Annotated in this window: 19 protein-coding genes and 1 tRNA gene; 8 read left to right on the top strand and 12 right to left on the bottom strand. The window is 51.9% G+C overall.

Annotation, left to right across the window (positions count from 1 at the left end):
• Positions 1–65 precede the first annotated feature (65 nt).
• Positions 66–908 carry a DUF1849 family protein gene (locus tag AB8881_12205; GenBank protein XDZ63291.1) on the top strand — a complete coding sequence of 281 codons (843 nt, stop codon included), beginning with the start codon at positions 66–68 and terminating at the stop codon, positions 906–908.
• Here AB8881_12205 and AB8881_12210 read toward each other — a convergent pair.
• From AB8881_12210 to ruvX, 9 genes are all read right to left on the bottom strand, one after another.
• On the bottom strand, positions 905–1816 hold the full coding sequence (locus AB8881_12210; GenBank protein XDZ63292.1) for an ROK family protein: 912 nt from the start codon (positions 1814–1816) through the stop codon (positions 905–907). The genes AB8881_12205 and AB8881_12210 overlap by 4 nt on opposite strands.
• A 39-nt stretch (positions 1817–1855) precedes the next feature.
• Positions 1856–2023: a 50S ribosomal protein L33 gene (gene rpmG / locus AB8881_12215; protein XDZ63293.1), complete on the bottom strand. Its 168-nt coding sequence runs from the start codon at positions 2021–2023 to the stop codon at positions 1856–1858.
• Between the two features lie 92 nt (positions 2024–2115).
• Positions 2116–4458, bottom strand: a complete 2343-nt coding sequence (gene rnr, locus AB8881_12220; GenBank protein XDZ63294.1) for a ribonuclease R — start codon at positions 4456–4458, stop codon at positions 2116–2118.
• On the bottom strand, positions 4459–7110 hold the full coding sequence (topA, locus tag AB8881_12225; GenBank protein XDZ63295.1) for a type I DNA topoisomerase: 2652 nt from the start codon (positions 7108–7110) through the stop codon (positions 4459–4461). It abuts the gene before it with no gap.
• A gap of 199 nt (positions 7111–7309) precedes the next feature.
• Positions 7310–8410 (bottom strand): DNA-processing protein DprA, encoded by a 1101-nt coding sequence (dprA, locus tag AB8881_12230; protein XDZ63296.1) that lies wholly within the window; start codon positions 8408–8410, stop codon positions 7310–7312.
• Between the two features lie 72 nt (positions 8411–8482).
• Positions 8483–9085, bottom strand: a complete 603-nt coding sequence (gene plsY / locus AB8881_12235; protein ID XDZ63297.1) for a glycerol-3-phosphate 1-O-acyltransferase PlsY — start codon at positions 9083–9085, stop codon at positions 8483–8485.
• 35 nt (positions 9086–9120) lie between these two features.
• Positions 9121–10407, bottom strand: a complete 1287-nt coding sequence (locus tag AB8881_12240; protein ID XDZ63298.1) for a dihydroorotase — start codon at positions 10405–10407, stop codon at positions 9121–9123.
• Positions 10404–11375: an aspartate carbamoyltransferase catalytic subunit gene (locus AB8881_12245; protein XDZ63299.1), complete on the bottom strand. Its 972-nt coding sequence runs from the start codon at positions 11373–11375 to the stop codon at positions 10404–10406. The genes AB8881_12240 and AB8881_12245 overlap by 4 nt, the downstream gene beginning before the upstream one ends.
• Before the next feature lie 89 nt (positions 11376–11464).
• Positions 11465–11935 carry a Holliday junction resolvase RuvX gene (gene ruvX / locus AB8881_12250; protein ID XDZ63300.1) on the bottom strand — a complete coding sequence of 157 codons (471 nt, stop codon included), beginning with the start codon at positions 11933–11935 and terminating at the stop codon, positions 11465–11467.
• Between the two features lie 89 nt (positions 11936–12024).
• On the opposite strand from ruvX, the gene gatC reads away from it, so the two are divergent.
• Genes gatC through gatB form a run of 3 tightly spaced genes read left to right on the top strand, consistent with a single transcriptional unit; the run spans position 12025 to position 15247 of the window.
• Positions 12025–12312, top strand: a complete 288-nt coding sequence (gatC, locus tag AB8881_12255) for an Asp-tRNA(Asn)/Glu-tRNA(Gln) amidotransferase subunit GatC (GenBank protein ID XDZ63301.1) — start codon at positions 12025–12027, stop codon at positions 12310–12312.
• On the top strand, positions 12312–13793 hold the full coding sequence (gene gatA / locus AB8881_12260; GenBank protein ID XDZ63302.1) for an Asp-tRNA(Asn)/Glu-tRNA(Gln) amidotransferase subunit GatA: 1482 nt from the start codon (positions 12312–12314) through the stop codon (positions 13791–13793). The genes gatC and gatA overlap by 1 nt, the downstream gene beginning before the upstream one ends.
• On the top strand, positions 13790–15247 hold the full coding sequence (gatB, locus tag AB8881_12265; GenBank protein ID XDZ63303.1) for an Asp-tRNA(Asn)/Glu-tRNA(Gln) amidotransferase subunit GatB: 1458 nt from the start codon (positions 13790–13792) through the stop codon (positions 15245–15247). Before gatA ends, gatB begins: the two co-directional genes overlap by 4 nt.
• Positions 15248–15269: 22 nt before the next feature.
• On the opposite strand, the gene AB8881_12270 is transcribed toward gatB, so the two are convergent.
• Positions 15270–16220, bottom strand: a complete 951-nt coding sequence (locus tag AB8881_12270; protein XDZ63304.1) for a LysR family transcriptional regulator — start codon at positions 16218–16220, stop codon at positions 15270–15272.
• Positions 16221–16439: 219 nt separating this feature from the next.
• On the opposite strand from AB8881_12270, the gene AB8881_12275 reads away from it, so the two are divergent.
• Positions 16440–16531, top strand: a tRNA-Ser gene (locus tag AB8881_12275).
• Between the two features lie 382 nt (positions 16532–16913).
• Here AB8881_12275 and AB8881_12280 read toward each other — a convergent pair.
• On the bottom strand, positions 16914–18407 hold the full coding sequence (locus tag AB8881_12280; GenBank protein ID XDZ63305.1) for an amidohydrolase family protein: 1494 nt from the start codon (positions 18405–18407) through the stop codon (positions 16914–16916).
• 614 nt (positions 18408–19021) lie between these two features.
• On the opposite strand from AB8881_12280, the gene AB8881_12285 reads away from it, so the two are divergent.
• The 3 genes from AB8881_12285 to AB8881_12295 are packed head-to-tail and all read left to right on the top strand — an operon-like array spanning position 19022 to position 22430.
• Entirely contained in the window at positions 19022–19834 is an 813-nt protein-coding gene (locus AB8881_12285; GenBank protein XDZ63306.1) for an enoyl-CoA hydratase/isomerase family protein, read from the top strand.
• Positions 19807–21243 carry a class I adenylate-forming enzyme family protein gene (locus AB8881_12290; GenBank protein ID XDZ63307.1) on the top strand — a complete coding sequence of 479 codons (1437 nt, stop codon included), beginning with the start codon at positions 19807–19809 and terminating at the stop codon, positions 21241–21243. Before AB8881_12285 ends, AB8881_12290 begins: the two co-directional genes overlap by 28 nt.
• Positions 21243–22430, top strand: coding sequence for an MFS transporter (locus AB8881_12295; protein XDZ63308.1), 1188 nt, complete (start codon positions 21243–21245; stop codon positions 22428–22430). The genes AB8881_12290 and AB8881_12295 overlap by 1 nt, the downstream gene beginning before the upstream one ends.
• A gap of 216 nt (positions 22431–22646) precedes the next feature.
• Here the strand turns inward: AB8881_12295 and AB8881_12300 are convergent, their stop codons facing one another.
• The gene (locus AB8881_12300) at positions 22647–23528 is read right to left on the bottom strand and encodes an MBL fold metallo-hydrolase (protein XDZ63309.1); all 882 of its coding nucleotides are present in this window, start codon (positions 23526–23528) and stop codon (positions 22647–22649) included.
• Positions 23529–23617 lie beyond the last annotated feature (89 nt).

Genomic DNA, 23617 nt, shown 5'->3' on the forward strand with positions numbered 1-23617 from the left:
GCGCACTGAAAGGCAAACCTATTGATTTCGGTCTGTCGCCCCCCTAAAACTAAAGGATGACACATATGATGAGAACTTTTAGATCTTCGGGTGCGCTTGTTGGTACGCTTGTTGGTGCGGCTGGCGCGTTTGTGGTTTCAACCGCGGGCGCGATTGCGTTTGCATCTGGCGCAGCGGCGACAACGATCATGCCGCACCGGGCTTTTTATGAAATGCAGCTTGGCATCGCAGATCAGAATTCAAATGTGCAGACAGTCAGTGGTCGGTCAGCTTTTACGCTTGGCCGCGACTGTGATGGCTGGCGCTCCAATGAAGATTATGTCATTGAATTTGGTGCCCAAGAGGGCAATCTTGATCGGGTTCTATCGCGCTTTGAATCGTGGGAAGCAGACACTGGCGAGATGTACAGCTTTGACATCAGCGAGAGCAGCAGCTTTCAATCGGCCAAGGATTTTACCGGTTTTGCCGAATTGAAATCAACCGGTGGTAATGCCTACTTTTCAATGGCAGATAATGTTGCTGTCGAATTGCCTAAAAACACCTATTTCCCAATGCGGCATTTAAACGCCATTCTCGACAGTGCGAAAAGCGGCAAAAAGATTCTCGCGGCATCCGTATTTACCGGGGCTGAGCCTGATGATGCGCTGTTATCGACCAACACGGTGATTGGCAGCTGGCGCGGCGATCCAGCGTCTGATGAAATGGGTGCGCTGGGACAAGATGGATATTGGCCGGTGCAGGTCGCCTATTTTAAGCCAGCAGCCACCGCTGCAGAGCCCGAATATGAAATCCATTTTGCCATTCAGCCCAATGGTATCGTTCGCCGATATGTGATTGATTACGGTGATTTTACCATCATCGCCACGCTGTTAAAACTGGAAAGCGTTGAGATGCCAGCCTGTAGTTAGGCGGGTGATGCCGCCGGATCAGCGGCAAAACAGGCGGCACCCTTGGTGAGGGTGAACGCATCGGGATCAGCTCTTAATAATTTGGTGTCACTGCGCTCTACCAAAAGATAGCCCGGCCATTTGCGTGGCACGGTCTGATAAAGCCGATCCAGATTTGCCAGCCGCCCGCCCAAAATGATCACATCCGGATCAAACATATTTATGATTGTCGCTGTGGTCCGACCAATCCGGTCGTCAAGCACTTGCAAAACGTTAGCCGCGACCAGATCGCTAGCATCGGCAGCCGCGGCAATAGCCTGAATATCAAGACGGGTTTGGGTAATGGTGTAATATTCTTCTTCCAGCCCGCTAAGCGATAAAAAGCAATCAATACAACCAGTTCTTCCACACCAGCAATCGCGCCCGTCAAGTTCATGCGGTACCGGCCACGCCAATGGCATATGCCCCCACGCACCAACAATACGGTTCGCACCGCGCCATAAGGTTTCACCAAATGTTACCCCACCGAAAACATGGCTATCAAGATAGAGTGAGCACGCAACGGCGCAGTTTTTAGCAACGCCAAAACGACTTTCATAGAGGGCAAGGGCCTGTCCCGGGCTTGCGAGTGCAATTGGCCGCCCAAGGCTGGCTTGGAGATTTGACTTGAGATCTGTGCCAATGAGACATTTAAGGCCATCAGGCGGGCTTGGCTGGCTGGTAAAGCCGCCTTCTGTCGAGACGGCAATCTTCTCGGAAAGGCCGGGATGGGCGGTATTCGCCTGTTCGGTAATAGCACTGCACACAGCGAGCAGGCTAGCGATCTTATCTTGTTCAAGCGCGACGCTATCCTGCCAAACAAAATCACCGCCATCGGTAAGGATGGCGGCGTTAACAACGCTATTTTCAATGGAAAGCCCTAGATACATATCCGGCCTTTCAGCCTGATTATCTGGCTCGTCACTTGCTTATTTGATTTTTGATTCGCGGAAGATGACGTGCTTGCGCGCGCGCGGATCATATTTTTTCAGCTCAAGCTTTTCTGGCTTGGTGCGAGGATTCTTCTTGGTTACGTAGAAATAACCGGTGTCAGCTGTGCTTATGAGCTTAATTTGCAGGGTCGCTGGCTTCGCCATGACACATACTCCTAAGTTGTGGGCCGTTTTGGTGACCCTTCAATAAAACTGGGCGCAAACTGCGGTAAATCGCAGCAAATGTCAAGCGCAGATCACCGTCTTTTTCGTTTCGCGGCTTTCCCCTTGCCAGCATTTTTATGGCCGTTACTAGATTGTGGCCGGGCGCCGCGCCCAGATGGTTTATTGCCATGTTTGCCAGCGTGCTGATGCGGTGCCTTATGTTTGTGTCCTGAGGGTTTGCGGCGCGGCGTATCGCTTTGCAGGCCGCCATCAACCCATTCCAAAAGAATGCCGCCAGATACCGGCGTGACTTCAGTGACCTTGACCTTCAACGGCGTGCCAACGACAAATCGCCAGCCATTGTGCCTGCCTTCAAGTGACTGGGACTCTTCGACAAAATCATAATAATCATCGGGAAGCGCATTGAGCGGCAGCAACCCGTCGGCAGCACCATCCTCAAGCCGGATAAAGGCGCCAAATCCGGTGACGGCAACAATCATCCCCTCGACCACGACGCCGAGCCGCGACTGAAATAATGCGGCGGCAAAACGGTCAATAGTCCGACGCTCGGCGGCGGCTGCGGTGGCTTCGGTTTCTGAAATATGCGTGCAAATTTCGGCAATCATATCGAGTGTCATGCCATTTAGCCCGTCTTTCGGCCTTGATTTCTTGCCCGCCGCCGCATCGACAAGCGCGCGATGCACCAGCAAATCGGCATAGCGCCGAATTGGTGAGGTGAAATGCGCATAATTACGCAATGACAGGCCAAAATGCCCAATATTGTCAATGCTATACACAGCTTTTGCCTGACTGCGAAGCACGGCTTCATTCACCGTCAGCGCATCCGGCGTGTTCTCGGCGAGGGCGATGATTTTGTTGAAGTGATGCGGGCGTAGGACCTGTCCGGTGGTAAATTTGCCGCCAACAGACTCTGCTAGCTTGGCAAGGCTGGCGGCCTTTTTCGGGTCCGGCGTGTCATGTATGCGAAAAACACAAGGGCGGCGGCTGGAAAACAGACTGTCCGCAGCTGCAACATTGGCGGCGATCATAAAATCTTCGATGAGCCTTTGAGATTCGGTCTGGGATCGCTGGGTAATAGCAACAGGGTGACCAGCATCATCCATGACGACGCGGCGTTCCTTTAGATTAAGGGCTAGCGGTTCACGGCTTTGACGATCAATATCAAGGGCGCGCCATGCCCCGAACAATGCGTGAAGGCATCCGTGCGGCACGTCACAATCGGCCTCGTCAATGGTGCCATCAAAAACCGCCTGAACTTGATCATAGGTTAGGCGCGCATGCGATCGGATCAGTGCCCGTGCAATATGATGGGATAGGCGCTTACCGTCCTTGTCGATGTGAATTTCGGCAACCATTGCGGCGCGGTCTTCATGCGGCCGCAGCGAACATAGATCATTGGAAATCGCCTCGGGAAGCATTGGCACCACACGATCGGGAAGATAGACCGAGTTTCCACGTTTTCGCGCCTCAATATCGAGGGCGCTATCTGGCCTGACATAATGCGAGACATCGGCAATCGCAACAAGCAGGCGCCACCCCCCATTATCAGCTGGTTCGGCGAACACCGCATCGTCAAAATCGCGCGCATCCGCACCGTCAATCGTTACCAGCGGTTGATCCCGCAGGTCGCGTCGGCCCTTTATCGGCGGAATTTTCAGGCCTTGTGACTCGTCAATAGCCGCGTCGGGGAATTGATGCCGGATTCCAAATTCGGCAAGGGCAAGGGCGCTAAAGGCACCGGCAGATGATGTATTGCCTAGGTTGGTGATGACCCGGGCTGTTTTGCCGATATAGCCGCGCGACGGTAGTAATTCTGCCTCGATCAGATCACCGGCATTAAGGGGCACCCCGTCGGTTGTTTGCAAGCCAATGCTGTCACGCTTGCCCCGATCAGCTGGCTGTAGGCGAAACCCTTTGCCCGCTGGAACAACAACCCCGAACAGCCGCTTTTGCTGGCGATCAAGAACCCGGATGATGCGCGCCTCATATTGATCTGGGCCAACCCGTGTTAGGCGGGCGAGCACCTGTTGGCCAACCGCTGGGGCACGGCCTGCGCGCCGGTTCAAGATTACCCTGATTTCGGGTGGGTTTTCGGTGTCATTGCCCGCTTGGTGGGCTAGGCCATCACCATCATTATCAAAACTGGTCAATTCAAGCACGGTAACTTCGGGCAGAGTGTCGGGCGCGGCAAGGGCGCGGCGATCCCCGGCCAGCAAACCCCGTTGAGCCATGTCGCGTAACAATCGGCGGATCGAGGCACGGTGATCCTGCCCGATGTCAAAGGCGCGGGTGATATCACGAAGACTTGGCGGCACCGGACAGCTGTTGATGTAATCAAGCAGCATTGCCTCATCGGGCAATGTAACCGTGCTTGGCGATTGATCGGGGCGGTTTTCACCCTGTTTACGCGCCATTTAGCTCGCTTTCTGCTTTGCGGTTGTCTTTTTGGCGGTTGTCTTTTTGGCAGCTGTCTTTTTAGCTGCCGGCTTTTTGGCAGTTGCCTTTTTCGGCGCCGCTTTTTTAGCGGCCGGCTTTTTAGCCGGACCCTTGGCTGCCTTGGCGGCTAGCAGTTCGAGTGCTGTTTCTAAAGAGATATCAGCGATGTCATGCGCCTTGCCCAAGGTGGCCCGCAGCTTGTTATGCTCGACATAGGGCCCGAACCGGCCTTTTTTGACATGAACCTCACCGCCATCGGGATGTGTGCCCAGCAAGCGGCCAGCCTTCTTGGCGGCCTCGGCCAGCAGGTCAACCGCGCGGTTAATCCCAATTTCGAGGACATCATCTTCGGGCGGAAGGCTGGTAAATTTACCCTGATATTTCAGATAGGGGCCAAAGCGGCCAAGACCTGCCTGAATCATGTCGCCGGTTTCGGGGTGCGGTTCGATATCACGCGGCAGTGCCAAAAGCCCAAGTGCCGCTTGCAAATCCAGATTTGCTGCGCTGGTGCCCTTTGGCAGTGACGCACGTTTCGGTTTCTTTGTTTCCGGATCGCCGATCTGAACATAGGGACCATAAGGACCGTTACGCAGATAAACCGGCAAACTGGATGCAGGGTCAATGCCCAGCTCTTTGTCGGTGAAAGGCGCGTCGCCATCGGCATTGTCGTTCTGGCTCGTTAACTGGCGGGTAAATTTACATTCTGGATAGTTTGAACAGCCAACAAAGGCGCCAAACTTTCCAAGTTTCAATCCCAAGCGGCCATTGTCACAATTCGGGCAGCTACGCTTGAGCATACCAGCTTCATCGGCCTGAAAGAAATGTGGTCCCAATTCTTCATCAAGCACATCAAGCACATTGGTGATGGTCAAATCCTTGGTGCCGTCAATTGCCGCTTTGAAATCGCCCCAGAAATGCGCCAGAAGCGTTTTCCAATCAAGTGTGCCTGCCGAAACTTCATCAAGCTGCGACTCAAGCTGGGCGGTGAAATCATACTCAACATAGCGATCAAAGAAATTGCCCAAAAAGGTTGAGACCAACCGGCCACGATCCTCAGGGACGAACCGGCCCTTATCCTTGACCACGTAATCGCGGTTCTGCAGAACCTGAATGATCGAGGCATAGGTCGATGGGCGTCCAATACCCAACTCTTCCATACGTTTGACAAGGCTGGCATCGGTAAAGCGCGGTGGCGGCTGGGTGAAATGCTGTTCTGGCGTGACCGTATTTGTGGTCAGATGATCGCCTTTTGCCATGCTTGGCAACAGCGCGGTATCATCGTCGCTATCACCATTCGCTTGATCGCCATTTGCTTTTTCGCCATTTTCCTGTGCGGCGTCTTTGCTTTCACGATAAACCGACAAAAACCCATCAAACACCATCACCTGACCAGTCGCCCGCAAGGTAACGCTGCCGGCAGCATCACCAATTTCAATTCCGGTCTGGTCAAGTTCGGCCGATTGCATTTGGCTGGCAATTGCGCGTTTCCAGATCAGCTCATAAAGCCGGAACTGGTCATGGTCCAGAAACGCCCGCATTTGGTCAGGGTGACGGGTAATCTCGGTTGGGCGGATGGCTTCATGCGCCTCTTGCGCGTTGGCGGCCTTGGTTTTGTAGATGCGCGGTGCATCTGGCAGGTAATCTTTGCCATAACGCTGGTCAATATTCTGCCGGATCGAGGCAATCGCCTCGCTGCCAAGCTGAACACCATCGGTACGCATATAGGTGATCAGACCGGTGGTCTCACTGCCAATATTGATGCCTTCATAGAGTTTTTGGGCAATCTGCATCGTGCGGCTGGCGGAAAACCCTAGCTTGCGTGACGCTTCTTGTTGCAGGGTAGACGTTGTAAAAGGCGGCTGCGGGTTGCGGCGCACGCGCTTTGTCTCGACCGACTGTACCGCAAGGTGGGAGGCTGAGATGGCCGCTACAGCGGCGCTGGCTTCGGTTTCGGTTTTGATGTCCAGCTTGCCAAGTTTGGCACCGTTTAGGTGGGTGAGGCGGGCGGTAAATTGATCGCCGCTGGCCAGCCCAAGCGCGGCTTCAACGCTCCAATATTCCTGCGAAATAAAGGCTTCAATTTCAGCCTCGCGCTCACAGATTAGGCGAAGCGCAACCGATTGTACCCGTCCGGCAGATTTTGACCCGGGCAGTTTACGCCACAGAACTGGTGAAATTGAAAACCCGACAAGATAGTCAAGCGCGCGCCGCGCCCGATAAGCATTGATCAATTCGGTATCAAGCTGGCGCGGTTTATCCATTGCCGCCAGGATCGCGTTTTTTGTGACCTCGTTAAAGACCACCCGTTCGACATCAACCCCGTTCAAATGCTTGGTGTTTTTTAGCTGTTCTAGAACGTGCCAGCTAATCGCCTCGCCTTCGCGGTCAGGGTCAGTCGCGAGAATCAACTTATCTGCACCCTTTAGCGCTGCAATAATATCTTTTAGATGTTTTTCGGAACCGCTGGAGATCTGCCATTTCATTTCGAAATCATTATCCGGCAGAACCGATCCATCCTTGCTTGGCAGATCGCAAACATGACCGTATGAGGCAAGCACCTTGTATCCATCACCGAGGTAACGGTTAATGGTCTTGGCCTTGGCTGGAGATTCGACAACGACGACTTTCATCACTTGTCCCTACTATCGCGTGAAGGGCTTGCGATAAAGCCAAAAGTTGGATTTGTCAAAATTTCTGATGGTTTTTTTATAAATTAGCTAATTTTAGCGCTGTTTTCGCCAATTCGCGTGGCGGATTTTCTTATCAGGCCAGTTTGGCATTTTGCGTGCGTGTGCCGATTTTGCGTGCTCGTGCCGACAGGGCGGCCAGTTAAACATTAAAGTGACGTGATACGCGATTACTAAAATGCCGGGTTAGATGTCCGGCTAACTCTAACTCAAGGATCGCCGCCCACACCACCGCCGGCGGTTGCTCGCACCAGGTAATCAGATCGTCAATTTCAACCGGATCACCGCCAAGAGCATTCAAAATAGCGTCACGACATTTTGCAACATCATCGTCAGTGACTGGCACCTGCGGAATATTTGTCCAAACAGGTTTCGCTGGCGGTGTTTCAACATTGCCAAGTGCCGAGATCGCCTCGATGATATCGGATACGCTTTGCACCAAGGTCGCGCCATCGCGGATAAGCTGATTACAGCCATTAGCGCGCGGATCTAGCGGCGAGCCGGGAATTGCCATGACCTCGCCGCCGCGTTCGCCCGCCTCACGTGCGGTAATCAATGATCCTGAACGGGTTGCAGCCTCAATCACGACAACGCCCATCGCTAGGCTGGCGATAATCCGATTGCGTGCCGGTAAATGGCGCGGCGTTGGCGCCGTGCTGGGTCGCATTTTGGCCAGCAGTAACCCCTCATTGACGACCTGCGTAAAAAGGGCGCGGTTTTCCGGTGGGTAAATGATGTCAATGCCGCCAGCGATAACATCAATTGTTCCGGTTGGCATGGCACCGCAGTGAACGGCAGCATCAATTCCGCGCGCCATTCCAGACACGACCACAAAACCAGCGTCGCCAAGTTCGCGCAGCAGTGACTCGGCATGGCGTATCGCATTGATTGAGGCATTTCGGGCACCAATGAGGGCAATAATAGGCTGTTGCAGTAAATGCAGATTGCCGCGCGTTGATAAAATGACTGGCGCATCATCAAATTGTGCCAAACGTGCAGGGTAAACCTCGTTATCACGACAAATCAATGTGGCATCAGCCGCGGTATTGGCGGCGATCTTTGCCTTGGCATTAGCAAGGCTGGCAGCCGATAATTTGCGCCCACCGCGCACCGTAAGTTCTGGGATGGCGGCCACTGCGTTGACCGCACTGCCATGGCGCTGGATCAATAGGCTAAAGGTAATGGGGCCAATATGGCGCGTCCGAATTAAACGTATTCGCGCGAGTTTTTCATTTTCATCCATTAAAGGACTTTAAGGCTACCACTCTAACATAGTGTTAACGGGTTGAGCTCTGCTGTCTCACGGGCAGTTTTATTAGAGTTTGGTGCCGATTTTGGTCTCGCATCCCGTCAAGAGGCGGCCGATATTGGCATGATGACGGCTCCAAACAAGGCCGCCAAGCAGCAAAATGGCAATTTTCGTCGTTATATCATCAAGCGTTATGAATCCCGTTACAACACAAGCCGCGATCGCCAGCAAGGCCGATAGTGATGAATAGCGTGACAGGAACGCGGTCACAAGCCAGACAATGACAAACACCGCGCCAAGCCGAAAATCGAGCGCGGCCAGTGCGGCAAGGCTGGTTGCAACCCCTTTGCCGCCATTGAATTTCAGCCAAATAGGGAAACAATGGCCGATAACAACAATCAATCCGGCAATTGCCATTAGATCGGGAGAGACTATGGTTGCGGTCAGGAATACCGCCGCAGCACCCTTGCCAGCGTCGAAAATCAATGTTGCAACCGCCAGCTTTTTATTGCCAGTTCGCAGAACATTCGTTGCACCGATATTACCGCTGCCAATTTGCCGAATATCCCCAGCCCCTGCCATACGGGTCAAAATCAGGCCAAAGGGGATGCTGCCAAGCCCATAAGCAAGACACCCAACAAACAAAAAAGAGCCCAAATCGTCAAACATCTTGCTATCGTTTCCGTTACAGGTGTTCTGCTTGATTAGTCGCGGAGGAAAATTGCGGTGCCATCAACATAAGTTGCGTCAACAATGCCTTGCACCGGATGTGACTCAAACGGCGTGATCCGCGAGTTTGACCTGAAGTTCGCACTTTTGACAATCCAGCTGCTATCCGGCCGGAACAAAATAAAGTCTGCGCTACTCCCCGGGGTTAAGGTGCCCCCCGGTATGTCGAGAATTGACGCGGGTGCAAGGCTCAGCGCCTCGATCATTCGAGCCATGCTGATCTGACCTTGATGCACAAGCGTAAGGCTGAGCGCAAGCAGTGTGTCCAACCCCGATGCACCGGGTTGGGCAGGGCCAAACGGCTGCATTTTCGCATCGCGGTCGACCGGCATGTGATCGGATGCAATCGCGTCGATCGTGCCATCGACAAGCCCCTCTATAACCGCTTGCCGGTCATCTTCACTGCGCAATGGCGGGGATAGTTTGAAGGCTGTGTTATAGGTGCTGATTGCCAGTTCATTTAACAGAAAATAAGGCGGCGCAGTATCTGCGGTGACAGCCAGCCCCTCGGCCTTTGCCTCGCGCACTGCCTCAATGCCGGCGCGCGTCGAAATATGGGCGACATGATATCTGGCGCCGGTACGGCGCAGCAGATGCAAATCACGATCAATGATGATCACCTCAGCTTCGCTGGGACTGCCAATCAGGCCAAGCCGCGTCGATGTTTCACCCTCGTTCATTTCAGCATCTTTTGTCAGAGCGTGATCTTCACAATGCTGGATAAATGGCTTGTCCAGCATATTGCTGTAGGCGAGAAGGCGCCGCATGATCAGGCTGTCATTGATAGAGGTTGCGCTATTGGTAAAGCCAATGGCGCCAGCTTCGGCCATCAATCCCAATTCGGCCATTTCATGTCCGGCAAGCCCTTTTGTTGCGGCACCATAGGCATAAAGCCGCGTGCCCCCAATGCGAGATGCCCGCAGGCACAACGAATCAATCGCGCTGGCCTCGTCAATCACTGGCCGTGTGTCTGGCAAGCAGGCAAGTGCGGTAACCCCGCCACCAGCCGCGGCGGCCATTAATGTGCTTAGACTTTCGAGATGTTCTGCCCCCGGATCTGCCGGTTGAACGCGCATATCAACGATGCCGGGCGAAAGGCATGATTTTTTACAATCAATCAGCTGATCAAATTTGCCGCTGTTTGGCGGTGTGCCAAGGCCAATGGCATCAACCACCCCGTCAATCACATCCAGATAGCCAATGCCGTCAAGCGATTGTGATGGGTCGATTAAATGGGCATTAAAAAAACGGGTCGCGGTCATGCTGGCCTCGTCACCAAAGCTTCAAGACAGGCCATGCGCGCCGCAACACCCATTTCAACCTGCGTGCGGATCAGGCTTTTTTCCACATCATCGGCGGTGGCAGAATCGATTTCAACGCCGCGATTCATCGGGCCGGGATGCATCACCAATGCCTTTGGCGCGGCACGCATCAATTTTCCGCTATCAAGTCCGAACAGGTTAAAATATTCACGCTGCGACGGGGTTTCGGTGCCTGCCATTCGTTCGGTCTGTAGGCGCAGCATCATCACGATATCGCATCCCTCAATGCCGGTTTCGAAATCGGTAAAGACCGAAACGCCCATACTGCAAATGTCGGCTGGCAGCAGGGTCACCGGGCAGACCAGCCGCAATTCCGCGCCAAGCGTGCCAAGAAGGTGAATGTTTGAGCGGGCAACACGGCTGTTGGCGATGTCTCCGCAAATAGCGATTTTCAGCCCTTCAATTCGGCCGATACGCCGACGGATCGTAAGCGCATCAAGCAGCGCTTGAGTCGGGTGTTCATGGCGCCCATCACCGGCATTAATGACCGCGGCGTCGACATGCTGGCTTAGCAAAAGCGCCGCGCCCGAGCAATTGTGGCGAACCACCAGAATATCGGGGTGCATCGCGTTCAGGGTTGTGGCTGTGTCGAGCAGGGTTTCGCCCTTTTTAACCGACGATCCAGCAACCGAGATATTCAATACTGATCCACCAAGCCGCTTTGCCGCAAGCTCGAAGGAAACCCGGGTACGGGTCGAGTTTTCGTAAAACAAATTGATGATCGTCTTGCCACGAAGTGCGTCGCTAACCCCGTCATGAGGGTTGTCGGCAAACATGTGCCCCCGGTCAAGTAAGCTGCGAATTTCGATAGGGGACATACCCTCAATACCGAGCAGATGCCGGCTTGCCAGTTCGGCAGGGGCTTTGGAATTGGGCGACTGAACGCCTGTGGTGTCCCGCTTGGTCATGAAGCCAGTTTATTAACGTAACCGGCACCGCTGGTCTAGCGTTAAATGCATATCAAAAGCGCAAAATAGGGCGAGGTAATTATGCGGGGCTAGCGGCTAGTGTCCAGCGGCGGCGGGCTGATACGCGCCTGTTCATCATTAACTGCATCCAAGGCAGATTGTAAAATCCAGCACGCGGCCAGCGCATCGCGGCGCACGGCGCGTTTGGCGCGGGTCATATCGGCGGCGACCATGGCGCTTTCGACGGCGCGCGTTGACAGGCGTTCATCCTGAAAGGCGATGGGAAGGTCGCGTATTTTAATGAGCGCATGGGCAAAATCACGAACCGAGTCACAGCGCGGGCCAAGGCTGCCATCCATATTGACCGGCCAGCCAAGCACCAGCCCGCCAACCGATTCGTTGTCAATAAGTGTCAGCAATGCCGCAACATCCGGGGTGAATTTGGTGCGATATAGGATTTTCACTGGTGAGGCGATTTTCAGCCCAATATCAGACAAGGCAAGGCCGATGGTTTTCTTGCCAATATCAAGCCCTAGCAGGCGTTGACCGCTTGAAATCATCCCAAATATATCGTTTGTCTTGCAGATCGCCATGCTGAGTGATAAGTCACCAGTTGAATTTTTTCAATAACAGCAAAAAGCACAGTGACATGTCCGTTGACAAGACCACAGTGGCAAAAATCGCGCGTTTAGCCCGGATTAATGTACCAGATGAACGTCTTGAGCCACTTGCCGCAGAATTAAATGGCATTCTGAACTGGATTGCCGAACTAGACGAAGTGAACACCGATACCGTCCAACCGCTTGCCAGCGTAACTGGTCATGCGTTGCCGATGCGCGATGACGTGGTGACAGACGGCGACCGTCTCGACGACGTCCTTTCCAATGCTCCAGAAGGCGCGAGTGGCTTTTTTGTTGTGCCAAAGGTTGTTGAATAATGTCAGATTTACTTGATTTGAATGCAGTTGCCGCGCGTGAAGCGCTGGACAAAAAGGCAATTTCTGCAGTTGAACTTGCCACCGCTTATCTTGGGGCTGCCGAGGCAACAGCGGGGCTCAATAACTATGTAGTGCTGACTGCTGATCATGCACTGGCAATGGCTGCAAACGCGGATAAACGCATCGCTGGCGGCACTGCTGGCTTGCTTGAGGGGTTGCCGATTGGGGTCAAGGATCTGTTCTGCACCAAAGGCGTAAGCAGCACCGCCTGCTCGAACATCCTGAAAGGATTCACGCCGCCTTATGAAAGCACTGTTACGGCCAATCTTTGGGCGGCTGGTGGGGTGATGCTTGGCAAGCTGAATTGCGATGAATTTGCTATGGGTTCGGGCAATGAGACCAGTGCCTTTGGCCCAGCAATTAACCCCTGGCAGGGCAAAGACAAAACGGATCTTGTTCCGGGCGGTTCATCAGGTGGATCAGCCTCGGCAGTTGCCGCGCGCTCTGCGCTGATGGCAACCGGTACAGATACTGGCGGATCAATTCGCCAGCCAGCGGCATTTTGTGGTGTCGTCGGGCTAAAGCCGACCTATGGCCGCTGTTCGCGTTGGGGCATTGTTGCTTTTGCCTCGTCACTAGATCAGGCCGGACCGTTCACCCGCACGGTGGCGGACAATGCGCTGATGATGACGGCAATGGCAAGCCATGATGTAAAGGACTCAACCTCGACGCAAACCCCGCTGCAAGATCTGATCGGGTCTGTTGGCGCGGGTGTGAATGGAATGAAAATCGGCGTTCCCAAAGAATATGTTATGGACGGCATGGATAACGAAGTCGTTAAATTATGGGAGCAGGGGCAGGCATGGCTAAAAGATGCTGGCGCCGAGCTGGTTGATGTGTCGCTGCCGCACACGAAATACGCGCTGCCGACCTATTACATCATCGCACCGGCTGAGGCCTCATCAAATCTGGCCCGCTATGATGGGGTTCGTTATGGAATGCGGGTTGAGGCGGAAACGCTCGACGGAATGTATGAGGCCACCCGTGCCGCCGGTTTTGGCGATGAAGTGCAGCGCCGGATTATGATCGGAACCTATGTTCTATCGGCGGGCTATTACGATGCCTATTATCTGAAGGCGCAAAAGGTGCGCCGGTTAATCAAGCAGGATTTTGACGCCGCGTTTGAAACCGTTGATGCGCTGTTAACACCGGCGACGCCATCGGCTGCCTTTCCTGTTGGCCGCAAGATTGATGATCCAGTGACAAATTACCTGAATGACGTCTTTACCGTGCCGGCAAACCTTGCCGGTCTTCCGGGGATTGCAGTTCCGGGCGGTTTAACAAGCGATGGCCTGCCACTTGGGTTACAGGTTCTTGGCCGGCCGTTTGATGAGGCAAGCCTTTACCGTGTGGCCGGTGTGATCGAGGCGGCGGCAGGCTTTACCCAGACACCAGCACGCATGGCAGGAGGTGCAGCATGAGCGATCTTGTGACAGGGCGTACTGGTGATTGGGAAGTCGTGATCGGCCTTGAGGTTCACGCGCAGGTTAGCAGTAAAGCCAAGCTGTTTTCCGGCGCGTCAGCCAGCTTTGGTGCGGCGCCGAACGAAAATGTATCACTTGTTGATGCTGCCATGCCGGGGATGTTGCCAGTTATTAACCGCGAATGCGTCTATCAGGCTATTCGCACCGGCCTTGGGCTGAAGGCGCAGATTAATCTGACGAGTGTTTTTGACCGGAAAAACTATTTCTATGCCGATCTGCCACAAGGCTATCAGATCAGCCAGTTCAAGGATCCGATTGTCGGCGAGGGCTCGCTGCGCATTGTCATGGCTGATGGCAGTGCACGCGATATTGGCATTGAACGGCTGCATCTCGAGCAGGATGCTGGCAAATCAATGCATGACCAGCACCCAAGCAAAAGCTATATCGACCTGAACCGCACGGGTGTTGCGTTGATGGAAATTGTCTCGCGGCCTGATATGCGATCGGCTGCCGAGGCCGCGGCATATGTCCGTAAATTACGGTCAATCCTGCGCTATCTTGGCACTTGTGATGGCAATATGGAAGAAGGGTCACTTCGCGCTGATGTAAATGTTTCCGTGCGACGGCCGGGCGGTCCACTTGGCACCCGAACCGAAACGAAAAATCTAAACTCGCTGCGCTTTATCCAGATGGCGATTGATTATGAAGTGGCACGCCAGATCGAAATCATCGAGGACGGCGGCGAAATTGATCAGGAAACGCGGCTATTTGATACGAGCACTGGCAGAACACGGACCATGCGTAGCAAAGAAGATGCGCATGATTACCGCTATTTCCCTGATCCTGACCTGTTGCCGATGGTGGTTAGTCAGGAAGAAGTTGACGCGCTGGCGGCAGCTTTGCCGGAACTGCCAGATGAAATCCGCGACCGGCTAATTGGCGAATACGTATTATCCGCCTATGACGCGTCGGTCATTACCGAAGAGCGTGACACCGCCCTTTATTATGAGGCGGCTAGCAATGGCCGTGACCGCAAACTTGTGGCCAACTGGATGACTGTTGAGCTGTTTGGTGCGTTGAATAAGTCGGGAAAAAGCCTTCATGATTGTCCGATTGCACCCGAGGAGCTGGGCGCGCTTGTTGGCCTGATCAGTGATGGAACAATTTCAGGCCGAATCGCCAAAGATGTGTTCGCCGATATGTTTGAAACTGGCAAGAGCGCAGCAAATATTGTCGATGAAAAAGGCCTGAAGCAGGTATCGGACAGTGGTGCCATTGAGGCGTTGATTGATCAGGTGCTTGCAGACAATCAGGATAAGGTCGAGGATTATCGCGGCGGTAAGAACAAGCTGTTTGGCTTTTTCGTTGGTCAGGTGATGAAACAGTCTGGCGGGCAGGCAAATCCGGGCATGGTGAACCAAATCTTGCGGAGCAAGCTGGACGGTGCTTGATAGGCATTAATCGCGGCTTGTCCTAGTTGTTGGCGCGGTATGCGGTGTCTAACGGCAGCGTGTCGAGAGCATCCCAATAGGGTACTGGCTGATATAGCTTGCGAAGATACGCCAGAAAAGCGTCAATTTTCGGGATTGAGTGACGACTCGGAATGGTGACAGCATGGATTGGATGATCTTCCATTACCAGCTGGTCAAGCACCGTAGTGAGCGTCTCACTGCGCAGATAATCGGCCGTCATGTAATTTGGCAGCATAGCAATGCCCCCATCATTTAACACCGCACGAATGATCGCATCACCGTTGTCGGCCATGATGTTGCCGCGCACTTTGATCGTGCTTGGGCTGCCTTTTTGATCTTTGAAATGCCAGTAATTGCTGTTGCTGGTGGCGGTTTGTGTGATCAGTTGATGCGCCGTTAAATCACTGGGCTTTGCTGGAATACCATTCGAGGCAAGATAGCGCGGGGTGGCGACAAGGCGACGTGAATTGGGCGCAAGCTCGGTATAGACAAGATGGTCATGGTCGCCATGCGGGTTAATGCGGATCGATAAATCCAAGCCTGAACCGATCATGTCATCGGGAATGTCGCGGCCCCTCAATTCAACCGATAAATGTGGGTATTTTTTCAAAAAAGCGGGCAGGTGAGGTGCGACATGACGATGCGCAAATCCGGGTGGCGCCTCGACCCGCAAATGCCCCTGAACGGCACCACTGGCACTGCGTGCCTCGGCATCTGCCTTGTCAATATCAGCCAGAATCTGCCGGCAATTTTCTAGATAGGAACTGCCAACGTCAGTTAGGGCGATATGGCGCGTGGTTCGGGTAAAAAGCTGGGCGCCAAGCCGGTTTTCCAAGGCTGCAATATGTTTTGAAACAGCTGATGGCGATAGCCCAAGCTGGCGTGCGGCACCGTTTAGCGCGTTGGCTTCGGCGACGGCAAGAAATATGCGCATTGATGCCAGCTGATCCATGACAAATTATCCATAACAGAGGTTTGATGTTGCGTATTTTTCAACGCGGATTTTAGGTTGGCGCATTTCGACCCTTTTTGGCAATGTCAAAACCGGCAAAAAGTTGATTTTGGTGTTTGACAGTAACGGAAATCAAAGCTAGAGAAAGGGCAGCATACGCCGTGTATTGTGAACATGAGCATTGGCCAGAATTTTGCTAGCCATGCTTGTGACCCCGGCGGGGGGGTGGCCGAGTGGCTGAAGGCGGCGGTTTGCTAAATCGTTAAAGGAAGAAATTCCTTTCGGGGGTTCGAATCCCTTCCCCTCCGCCATTTCCTCCAATATTTTCAATATATTGCTTCGCTTCAAAAAAGATCTTGAGGCGCTTTTCCTGTTACACACCTCTTACACAGCTAAATTATGTGCTTATAGATCATTGAAATTAAATATGAAAAGTTAAAGCAGTTTTATCATAATCCGCGTGTCGGGGGTTCGAGTCCCTCCGCCGCTACCATTCTTTTTCAAGTAAAACTGCCGGTTTTCTAGGTGACACACCATGTTTCAACATGAGTGTAGAATCTTATGAAAATGCCCGTTTCGTCAACGCCTGTGTGACAGGTGTGTGACAGCGGTAATGCGAGCTGATGGGCTGATAAGCCAATACTGTAGATATTAAGACAGGGTGTTAGCGGTGCATACTCTGACCCTGTTTCACTAGTGATCGCGCCGCAAAATAATGCCATGGCCTGAACCGGCAAGTGCTTCATTTTTCCAAGCGGGTTTCCCGTTAACAAGTACTAGGCTAATGCCGGCAGATGGCATTTCTGGCGATTTGTAGTCAGCACGGTCTGCAATTGTTGCGGGATCAAAAAGTACTAGGTCTGCCGCCATACCGGTTGCGATCCTGCCACGATTAGCAAGCCCTAGCGTTTTCGCGCTTTGGCCAGTCATCTTGGCAATTGCTGTTTGCAGCGCAAATAAGCTGCGATCACGGGCGTAATGCCCGATTACGCGCGGAAAAGTGCCCCATAAACGTGGATGTGGCCTCATATCATTTGGTAGCCCGTCAGAGCCTATGAGTGCTGGTGGATAGGCCATGATACGCTCTAGGTCTGCATCATCCATTTGATGATAGATCCCGCCCCCAGGCTGGAGCTTTTCAAGGGCCGAAATGTTGTCGACCCCCCATTCGGTGGCAATATCATCTAGGTCGCGGCCAGCCATTTCTGGATGAGGGGTAGACCAGGAAACAGTAACCTTGCGGCTGTCCATGGCAAAGGATTGTAGCAGCACCGTGGAACTGGCGGTATAGGGGTAAACATCTAGGTCAAGCCGCAACTCATCGCGTGCTTTAGAAATCATTGCCAAAGTAGTGCGGGAAAGCCCAAATGCCGCCTCACCACAACATTTGTGATGAGAAATCAGCGTTCTCACTCCAGAACGCCGCGCAATATCGATTGTCTCAGCAACCGCTGCAACAACACCACTTCTTTCGTCGCGCATGTGAGTTGTCCAAAGACCGTCGACATCAGCCACAACCTCGGCCAGTGCCAAAACCTCATCCGTGGAGGCCGCCTTCGCCGGCGGATAGGCAAGACCGGTCGAAAACCCATTCATGCCAGCTGCCAGCGCGGTTGAAAGATCTTTTTGCATAGCGGCCAGTTGGCTGCTACTGGCTGGAAGCTGGAGATCATCCATTGCACGCGCACGCAATACTGTGTGACCAACAAGCGGTAGAACGTTTACCGTGGGTGCGGAGGCAGCGAGTGCCTCCATATAATCATTGGCATTAGTAAAACGGAACGAGCTGTTGTCACCAAGCAAATCAAGTGGAGGGATCAGGGTACTGTGTCTTGCAAGAGGTGAGGGCGAGGCGCTGATTCCGCAATTGCCAACAACAACAGTGGTAACCCCCTGACTTAGCTTCGCCTTCATTCGCTTTGAATCAAACACCGCCATATCATCATGGGTGTGGATATCTATGAAACCCGGGGCAAGGGCAAACCCGCTGCCATCGATTTCCTGTTTTGCTCTAATGGGCTGAGTATCAGCTCGACTTTCAGCAGTGCTGAGTGAAATGATGCGCCCATCGGCAATTGCGCAACTTCCTCGCCACGGAGCATCACCACTGCCATCGAAAATTTCCACATCACGGATCAGCAGATCAGCAACGGCAGCCTTTTTTTGTTTTTTTCCATCAGCTGGCATATCTCACTCTCTTTTTACTGGTTTCAGCACGGTTTGAGTTCTTCTTAGGTTGCCAGTTTTATTTGGGTAAAAAAATAAGGTTTTGGCTGTCAAAATATGCCTCAAGATTAGTCTAGGGTTCCATAATGATTCATCTTTCGTCAATCTCTGTGTGACAGGTGTGTGACAGCGCTTGTTGTATGCGATAATATGCGAGTGTTACCTCATTGCCACAGCGAAACATAATTCGGTGAGGGAAACTGTTCACAAGGCTTGAAATAACATTGTTGTGGTATTGAATCAAAGGCGGTCTCGGGCTTTGTCTGGCTCCCGAGGTAGCAGCTGCTGACAGGCCTCTTTATTGATAGAGTTTTCAAGAAAACATTTTAGGTAAAATCTGCCCTTCAACTGGCACGGGCCCCTGAAATATTTAGCCAACAATATGTCCCATTTCATACCTTGCTTCATATATTTCAAGGTCTTGACCGTGTCAGACTGCTTCGGCATTGTCAGCAGGGATAAAAATACACCAGATTTCTGGTCAAAAGTCCTTTGTTCCAAGGTAGGTCTTTTTATTATGGCCGAGGACCTTGCTGCTGGAGTATTTATCCAATTATTGCAAAGGTAGGAATTGCATGGAATTTGATACAATCAAGATCGACCGTATGGATACGGTTTATTTGCTGACGCTTGATCGGCCTGAGCGACTTAACGCGATGAGCCAAAAAATGCTGTCAGAAATCGCTGTTGCCTGTGACATGTTTGAGAAGGACCCCTCCTGCAGAGTTGTTGTTGCGACCGGCTCTGGTAAGGCGTTTACCTCTGGCTTTGACTTACAGGATCAGGCGCAAAAAACGCCTAAAGGGATTGATGAGTGGCGGCCAATCCTCCAGCGCGACTTTGATAACGTCATGCGCTTCTGGAACCTAAAAAAACCCACTATCGCAGCTGTAAACGGTCCGGCTCTCGCGGGTGGGTGTGAACTCGCAATGGCCTGTGATATTACGATAGCTGGAACTTCAGCAACATTTGGTGAGCCGGAAGTTAAGTTTGGGGCTGGCATTGTCGTAATGCTGCTGCCTTGGATTGTTGGCCCAAAAAAAGCAAAAGAAATTGCTTTTCTTGGGAAAGATCAGTTGGGCGCGGAGGAGGCCTGTGACCTTGGCATCGTCAATCAAGTTGTTCCTGACGATGAAGTATTAGCAACAGCGCTGAAAATGGCACGTGCAATAGCAGTTGTAGACCCCATGGTAATACGACGAACAAAACAACAAATTAACGAAAGTATGGAAATTGCTGGTATGGCAAGGGCGTTAAAACATTCATTAGAAATTGACCTAGAGCTGGAAGGGGAAGGCAGTGTTGACAAACAAGTTTTTCTCGAGGAGCTCCGCAAAGGGGGGCTGCGTGGAGCATTAACGTGGCGCGACAAGAGGTTTGGCGTTTGAGCAGAGATCTGTCGAAAGTAACTGATTTTCACTCAGCGCTAATGGCAGCGACTGCTGGTGGTGTATGGGATGACTTAGGTTGGCTGAGTATGGCCGATATTCAGCAGATGGCCAGCGTTCTGCATAAGGCTCTCCGACAATCTGGATTATCCCCCAGCGAACCGGTGCTTATTTCAATTGGAGGCCGCGCCGAAGACATTGCTAAGATCTTGGCAGTTATTGGGGCAGGAGGGGTTGCTGTCCCGTTTCACCACAAATCCCATAACAATACGCGCGTCTATCTTGAGTCTTCAACGCGCGCGAGATTCGTTTTGTCGACGCCCAATCTTAAAAAACGCAGCCCGCCTGAACTAAAAAAGATTTCAGAGGTGATGCCACCAAAGCGTCTGTTGCTGGACGGTGCTGCTATGATCACATATACGTCGGGGTCCACCGGCAAGCCCAAGGGAGTTGTACTATCGAGAGACAGGATTTCAGCCAAATTTCACACAATCCTTGAGTCTATCGATATGGAAACGGAACCCTTTTTTGTGGTGCCTTTGCAGCTCCAGTTCAGCTTTGGTCAGTGGGCTACTTTTTTGCCATTAATGAGAGAGGGGGTAGTTCACATCACAGAGCAGTTCTCGGCTAACTGGGCAAGCCAAATCATTCGTGACAAGCCAGTAACACACTTTGCAGCTGTCCCGACGATGCTGCGGCTAATGTTGGAAGGTGAGCGCGTTGAAAGACACATGCACATATTAACCGGGGGAGAAGCAGTGAACTCCAAATTAAGCAGTGCTCTTTTTAAACGTTGGCCAAATGCCTCCATACATGGAATATACGGCTTAACCGAAACCGGAACCTGTGACATTTTTCGTCGTGATAAAATAGACCTTCCTTCTAATGACAGTCTTGGTTATCCGGCAAGACATATTCAGGTTAAGACAGACCCTTTAACCTCCGAACTACTTATCAACACCCCTTTTGCAATGCTTGGTTACCTAGATATGCCGGAGTTAACCGACGAAACAATTTGCAGCGGTTGGATCAGAACTGGCGATATTGCTGAAATCAACGAAGATGGTGGTGTGAGTCTCCGTGGCCGAATAAAGGACCTAATAAATAGAGGTGGCAATAAGGTTGCGCCGAATGAAGTTGAGGCTGTTTTTGCAGATCACCCTGATATCAAAGCTGTTTTAGTAACAGGCGTTCCCGACCCAAAGTTTGGTGAGTCCATTCATATGTTAGTAGTACCCAAAAATGCGAAGGCTCCGACCAAACAAGCTTTAATTGATTGGGCTAAAGATCGAACTGAACGGTTTAAGTTGCCGGATGTTGTGCATTATGGGGAGGAGCTGCCGCTTGGGCCAACTGGAAAAGCAGATAGGACTGCGCTACGTCATGGCATTCTTGGCCAAAGTGCTTGATGAGTAGACGCTACTTAGATCATGGCAGTGAGCGAAGTATTGGACTTTTGTTATTAGCCGAAGTTGGCGCAATGTCTTTATGGTTCGTGTCCAATGCGATTTTGCCTGAATTGGCGATAGAGGCTGAAATTGGCGCTTGGACTGAGGGATTGCTCTCAACCGCGGTTCAGGTTGGTTTCGTGATTGGGGCTTTAATGTTAGCTTACCATGGCACCGCAGACCGCTATGATCCTAGAAAAGTTTTTGCTGTTGGGTCAATCATCGCTGCCCTTAGCAACTTGCTATTGGTCCTAACAATACCTGGAAGCTCAGTTCAAATATTACTAAGGGGTATAACAGGATTCTGCCTTGCTGGAGTATATCCCGTAGGTATGAAAATTGCCGTCGGATGGACGGTGAAGCGTCGAGGTATTGTGGTTGGAATGCTTGTTGGAGCACTCACGCTTGGTTCAGCTGCTCCGCACGGCTTAGTTTTAATTGGTGGTGCAGACTGGCGTTTAACAGTCTTTTTGGCTAGCCTCCTCGCGTTTGTTGCCGCAGGGTTGATAATGTTTGCGCGGCTTGGCCCATACCATGCAACTGCAGCACGTTTTGATCCGTCTGTACTTTGGTTGGCTTGGCGATTGCCAAAGGTCCGATTGGCGTATGCAGGATATTTTTGTCACATGTGGGAGCTTTATGCGTTCTGGGCTTGGATTGCAGCTGCGCTGACGGCATCTCTTACCTTGTCAGGCGTTGATGACCCTATAAAAGTAGCGCGAATAACAACATTTATCTCAATAAGTTTTGGCGGACTATTGTGCGTTTTTGCTGGAGTTTTGGCCGATAAGATTGGCAAAGCGGTAGTTGCTGGTGGAGCGATGGCAATAAGCGGGGGGCTTGCAATTGCAACGGCGATTAGTTTTGGTGGCCCACCAACTTTAACCATCTTATTTGTCTTTTTGTGGGGGGTATTCGTAATTCCTGATAGCGCACAATTTTCAGCTCTCGTTGCCGATAATGCACCACCAGACCGTGCCGGTAGTCTGCTCACATTTCAGACAGCAATCGGTTTTTTACTGGCGGCTATTGTCGTGCAGACAATTCCAATAATGGCGCAAAGTATGGGCTGGCCAGTTACACTGGCTTTTTTGGGGGTAGGTCCAATTTTGGGCACTGAAATGATGAGGCGTTTGGTAAAATATTAGCACCCGTGATGCTGTTTGTTAGCTTATGAACACCAAGGTGCCTTGGCTGTGTCAACGCTTGCAAATAGGCTTTTGTGGATAGAGTGTCGGACGAAATGTGGGACAAAAATTCAGCTGTTTTAATTCATAAATCGTTTTCAATAGCTTACAAAAACTTTTGGAAGACTTCCCCTTCCGCCATACTCCTCTAATCTTTGATCGGATCGTTAGCAAGCCTTACAGGTCAAATCGCCATGGTTCAGGGTAGAGACGATATCCTTCTTTTTCACGGGCTAGGTGACTGAAGGCGGGGAAATGCAAATGCATTCCTGCGACTAGCATTTTCTCACTAGCAGCCATATCAAAAATTCGTTTACGTGTTCGAATGGCAGTCTCAATATCAGAGTCAAAAGCGATAGCCACTTCAGGGCGTGCCAGCTGGATTTCAGGTACGTGCACCGTGTCGCCCCAAATTAGCAAGCTTTGCCCATTGCTCTCCACAAGATAGCAGCAATGCCCGGGCGTGTGGCCAAATGCATGAATGGCATGAATACCCGGAAACACCTCGCTTTGGTTGCGAAATAGCCGTGTTTGCTTTTTGTAAGGTGCAATTTGCTCTCTTGTGGCTTGAAAATATAGGCGTTTGCCGCGTTCGTCAGCCCTTTCCATTTCAGCGTCATTCAACCAGTGTTTTGGCTCGTTCTCGTGCACCACCAGTTCTGCATTGGGAAAATTCTGAGATTGGCTGACCATATTGAACAAACCGGCTGAATGGTCTGGGTGCATATGTGTTAAAAGAACGGTGTCGATCGTTAGCGGGTCAATGTTTGCCGCTTTCATGTTGGCGAGCATCTTGCCTGCAGATGCTTGCATGTAATCGCCAGCCCCGGTTTCGATTAATGCAAAGCGTGCCCCATTTCGCACAATGAAAGCGTTAATATGAGTGCAACGGTTGGCATTAAAATGTTGCGCAAGCAACGCACGCGCGTCGGCGTAATCAATATTACGCATGATATCTACGTCACCTGAGAGATAGCCGTCGGATAACGCTGTAATAGTTAAATCACCAACGCGGCGATGATAAACTCCGGCAACTTGAACCGTTGGCATTTCAGACATTGTTCTTCCTTTTACCAATTTTCCTATGTTATTTTAATGTTAATGCTATTTTAATGTTAACTTGAATCCAGATCACGCAAATCAAATAA

Source organism: Alphaproteobacteria bacterium LSUCC0396 (genome assembly GCA_041228345.1).
Lineage (GTDB): Bacteria > Pseudomonadota > Alphaproteobacteria > Puniceispirillales > Puniceispirillaceae > UBA3439.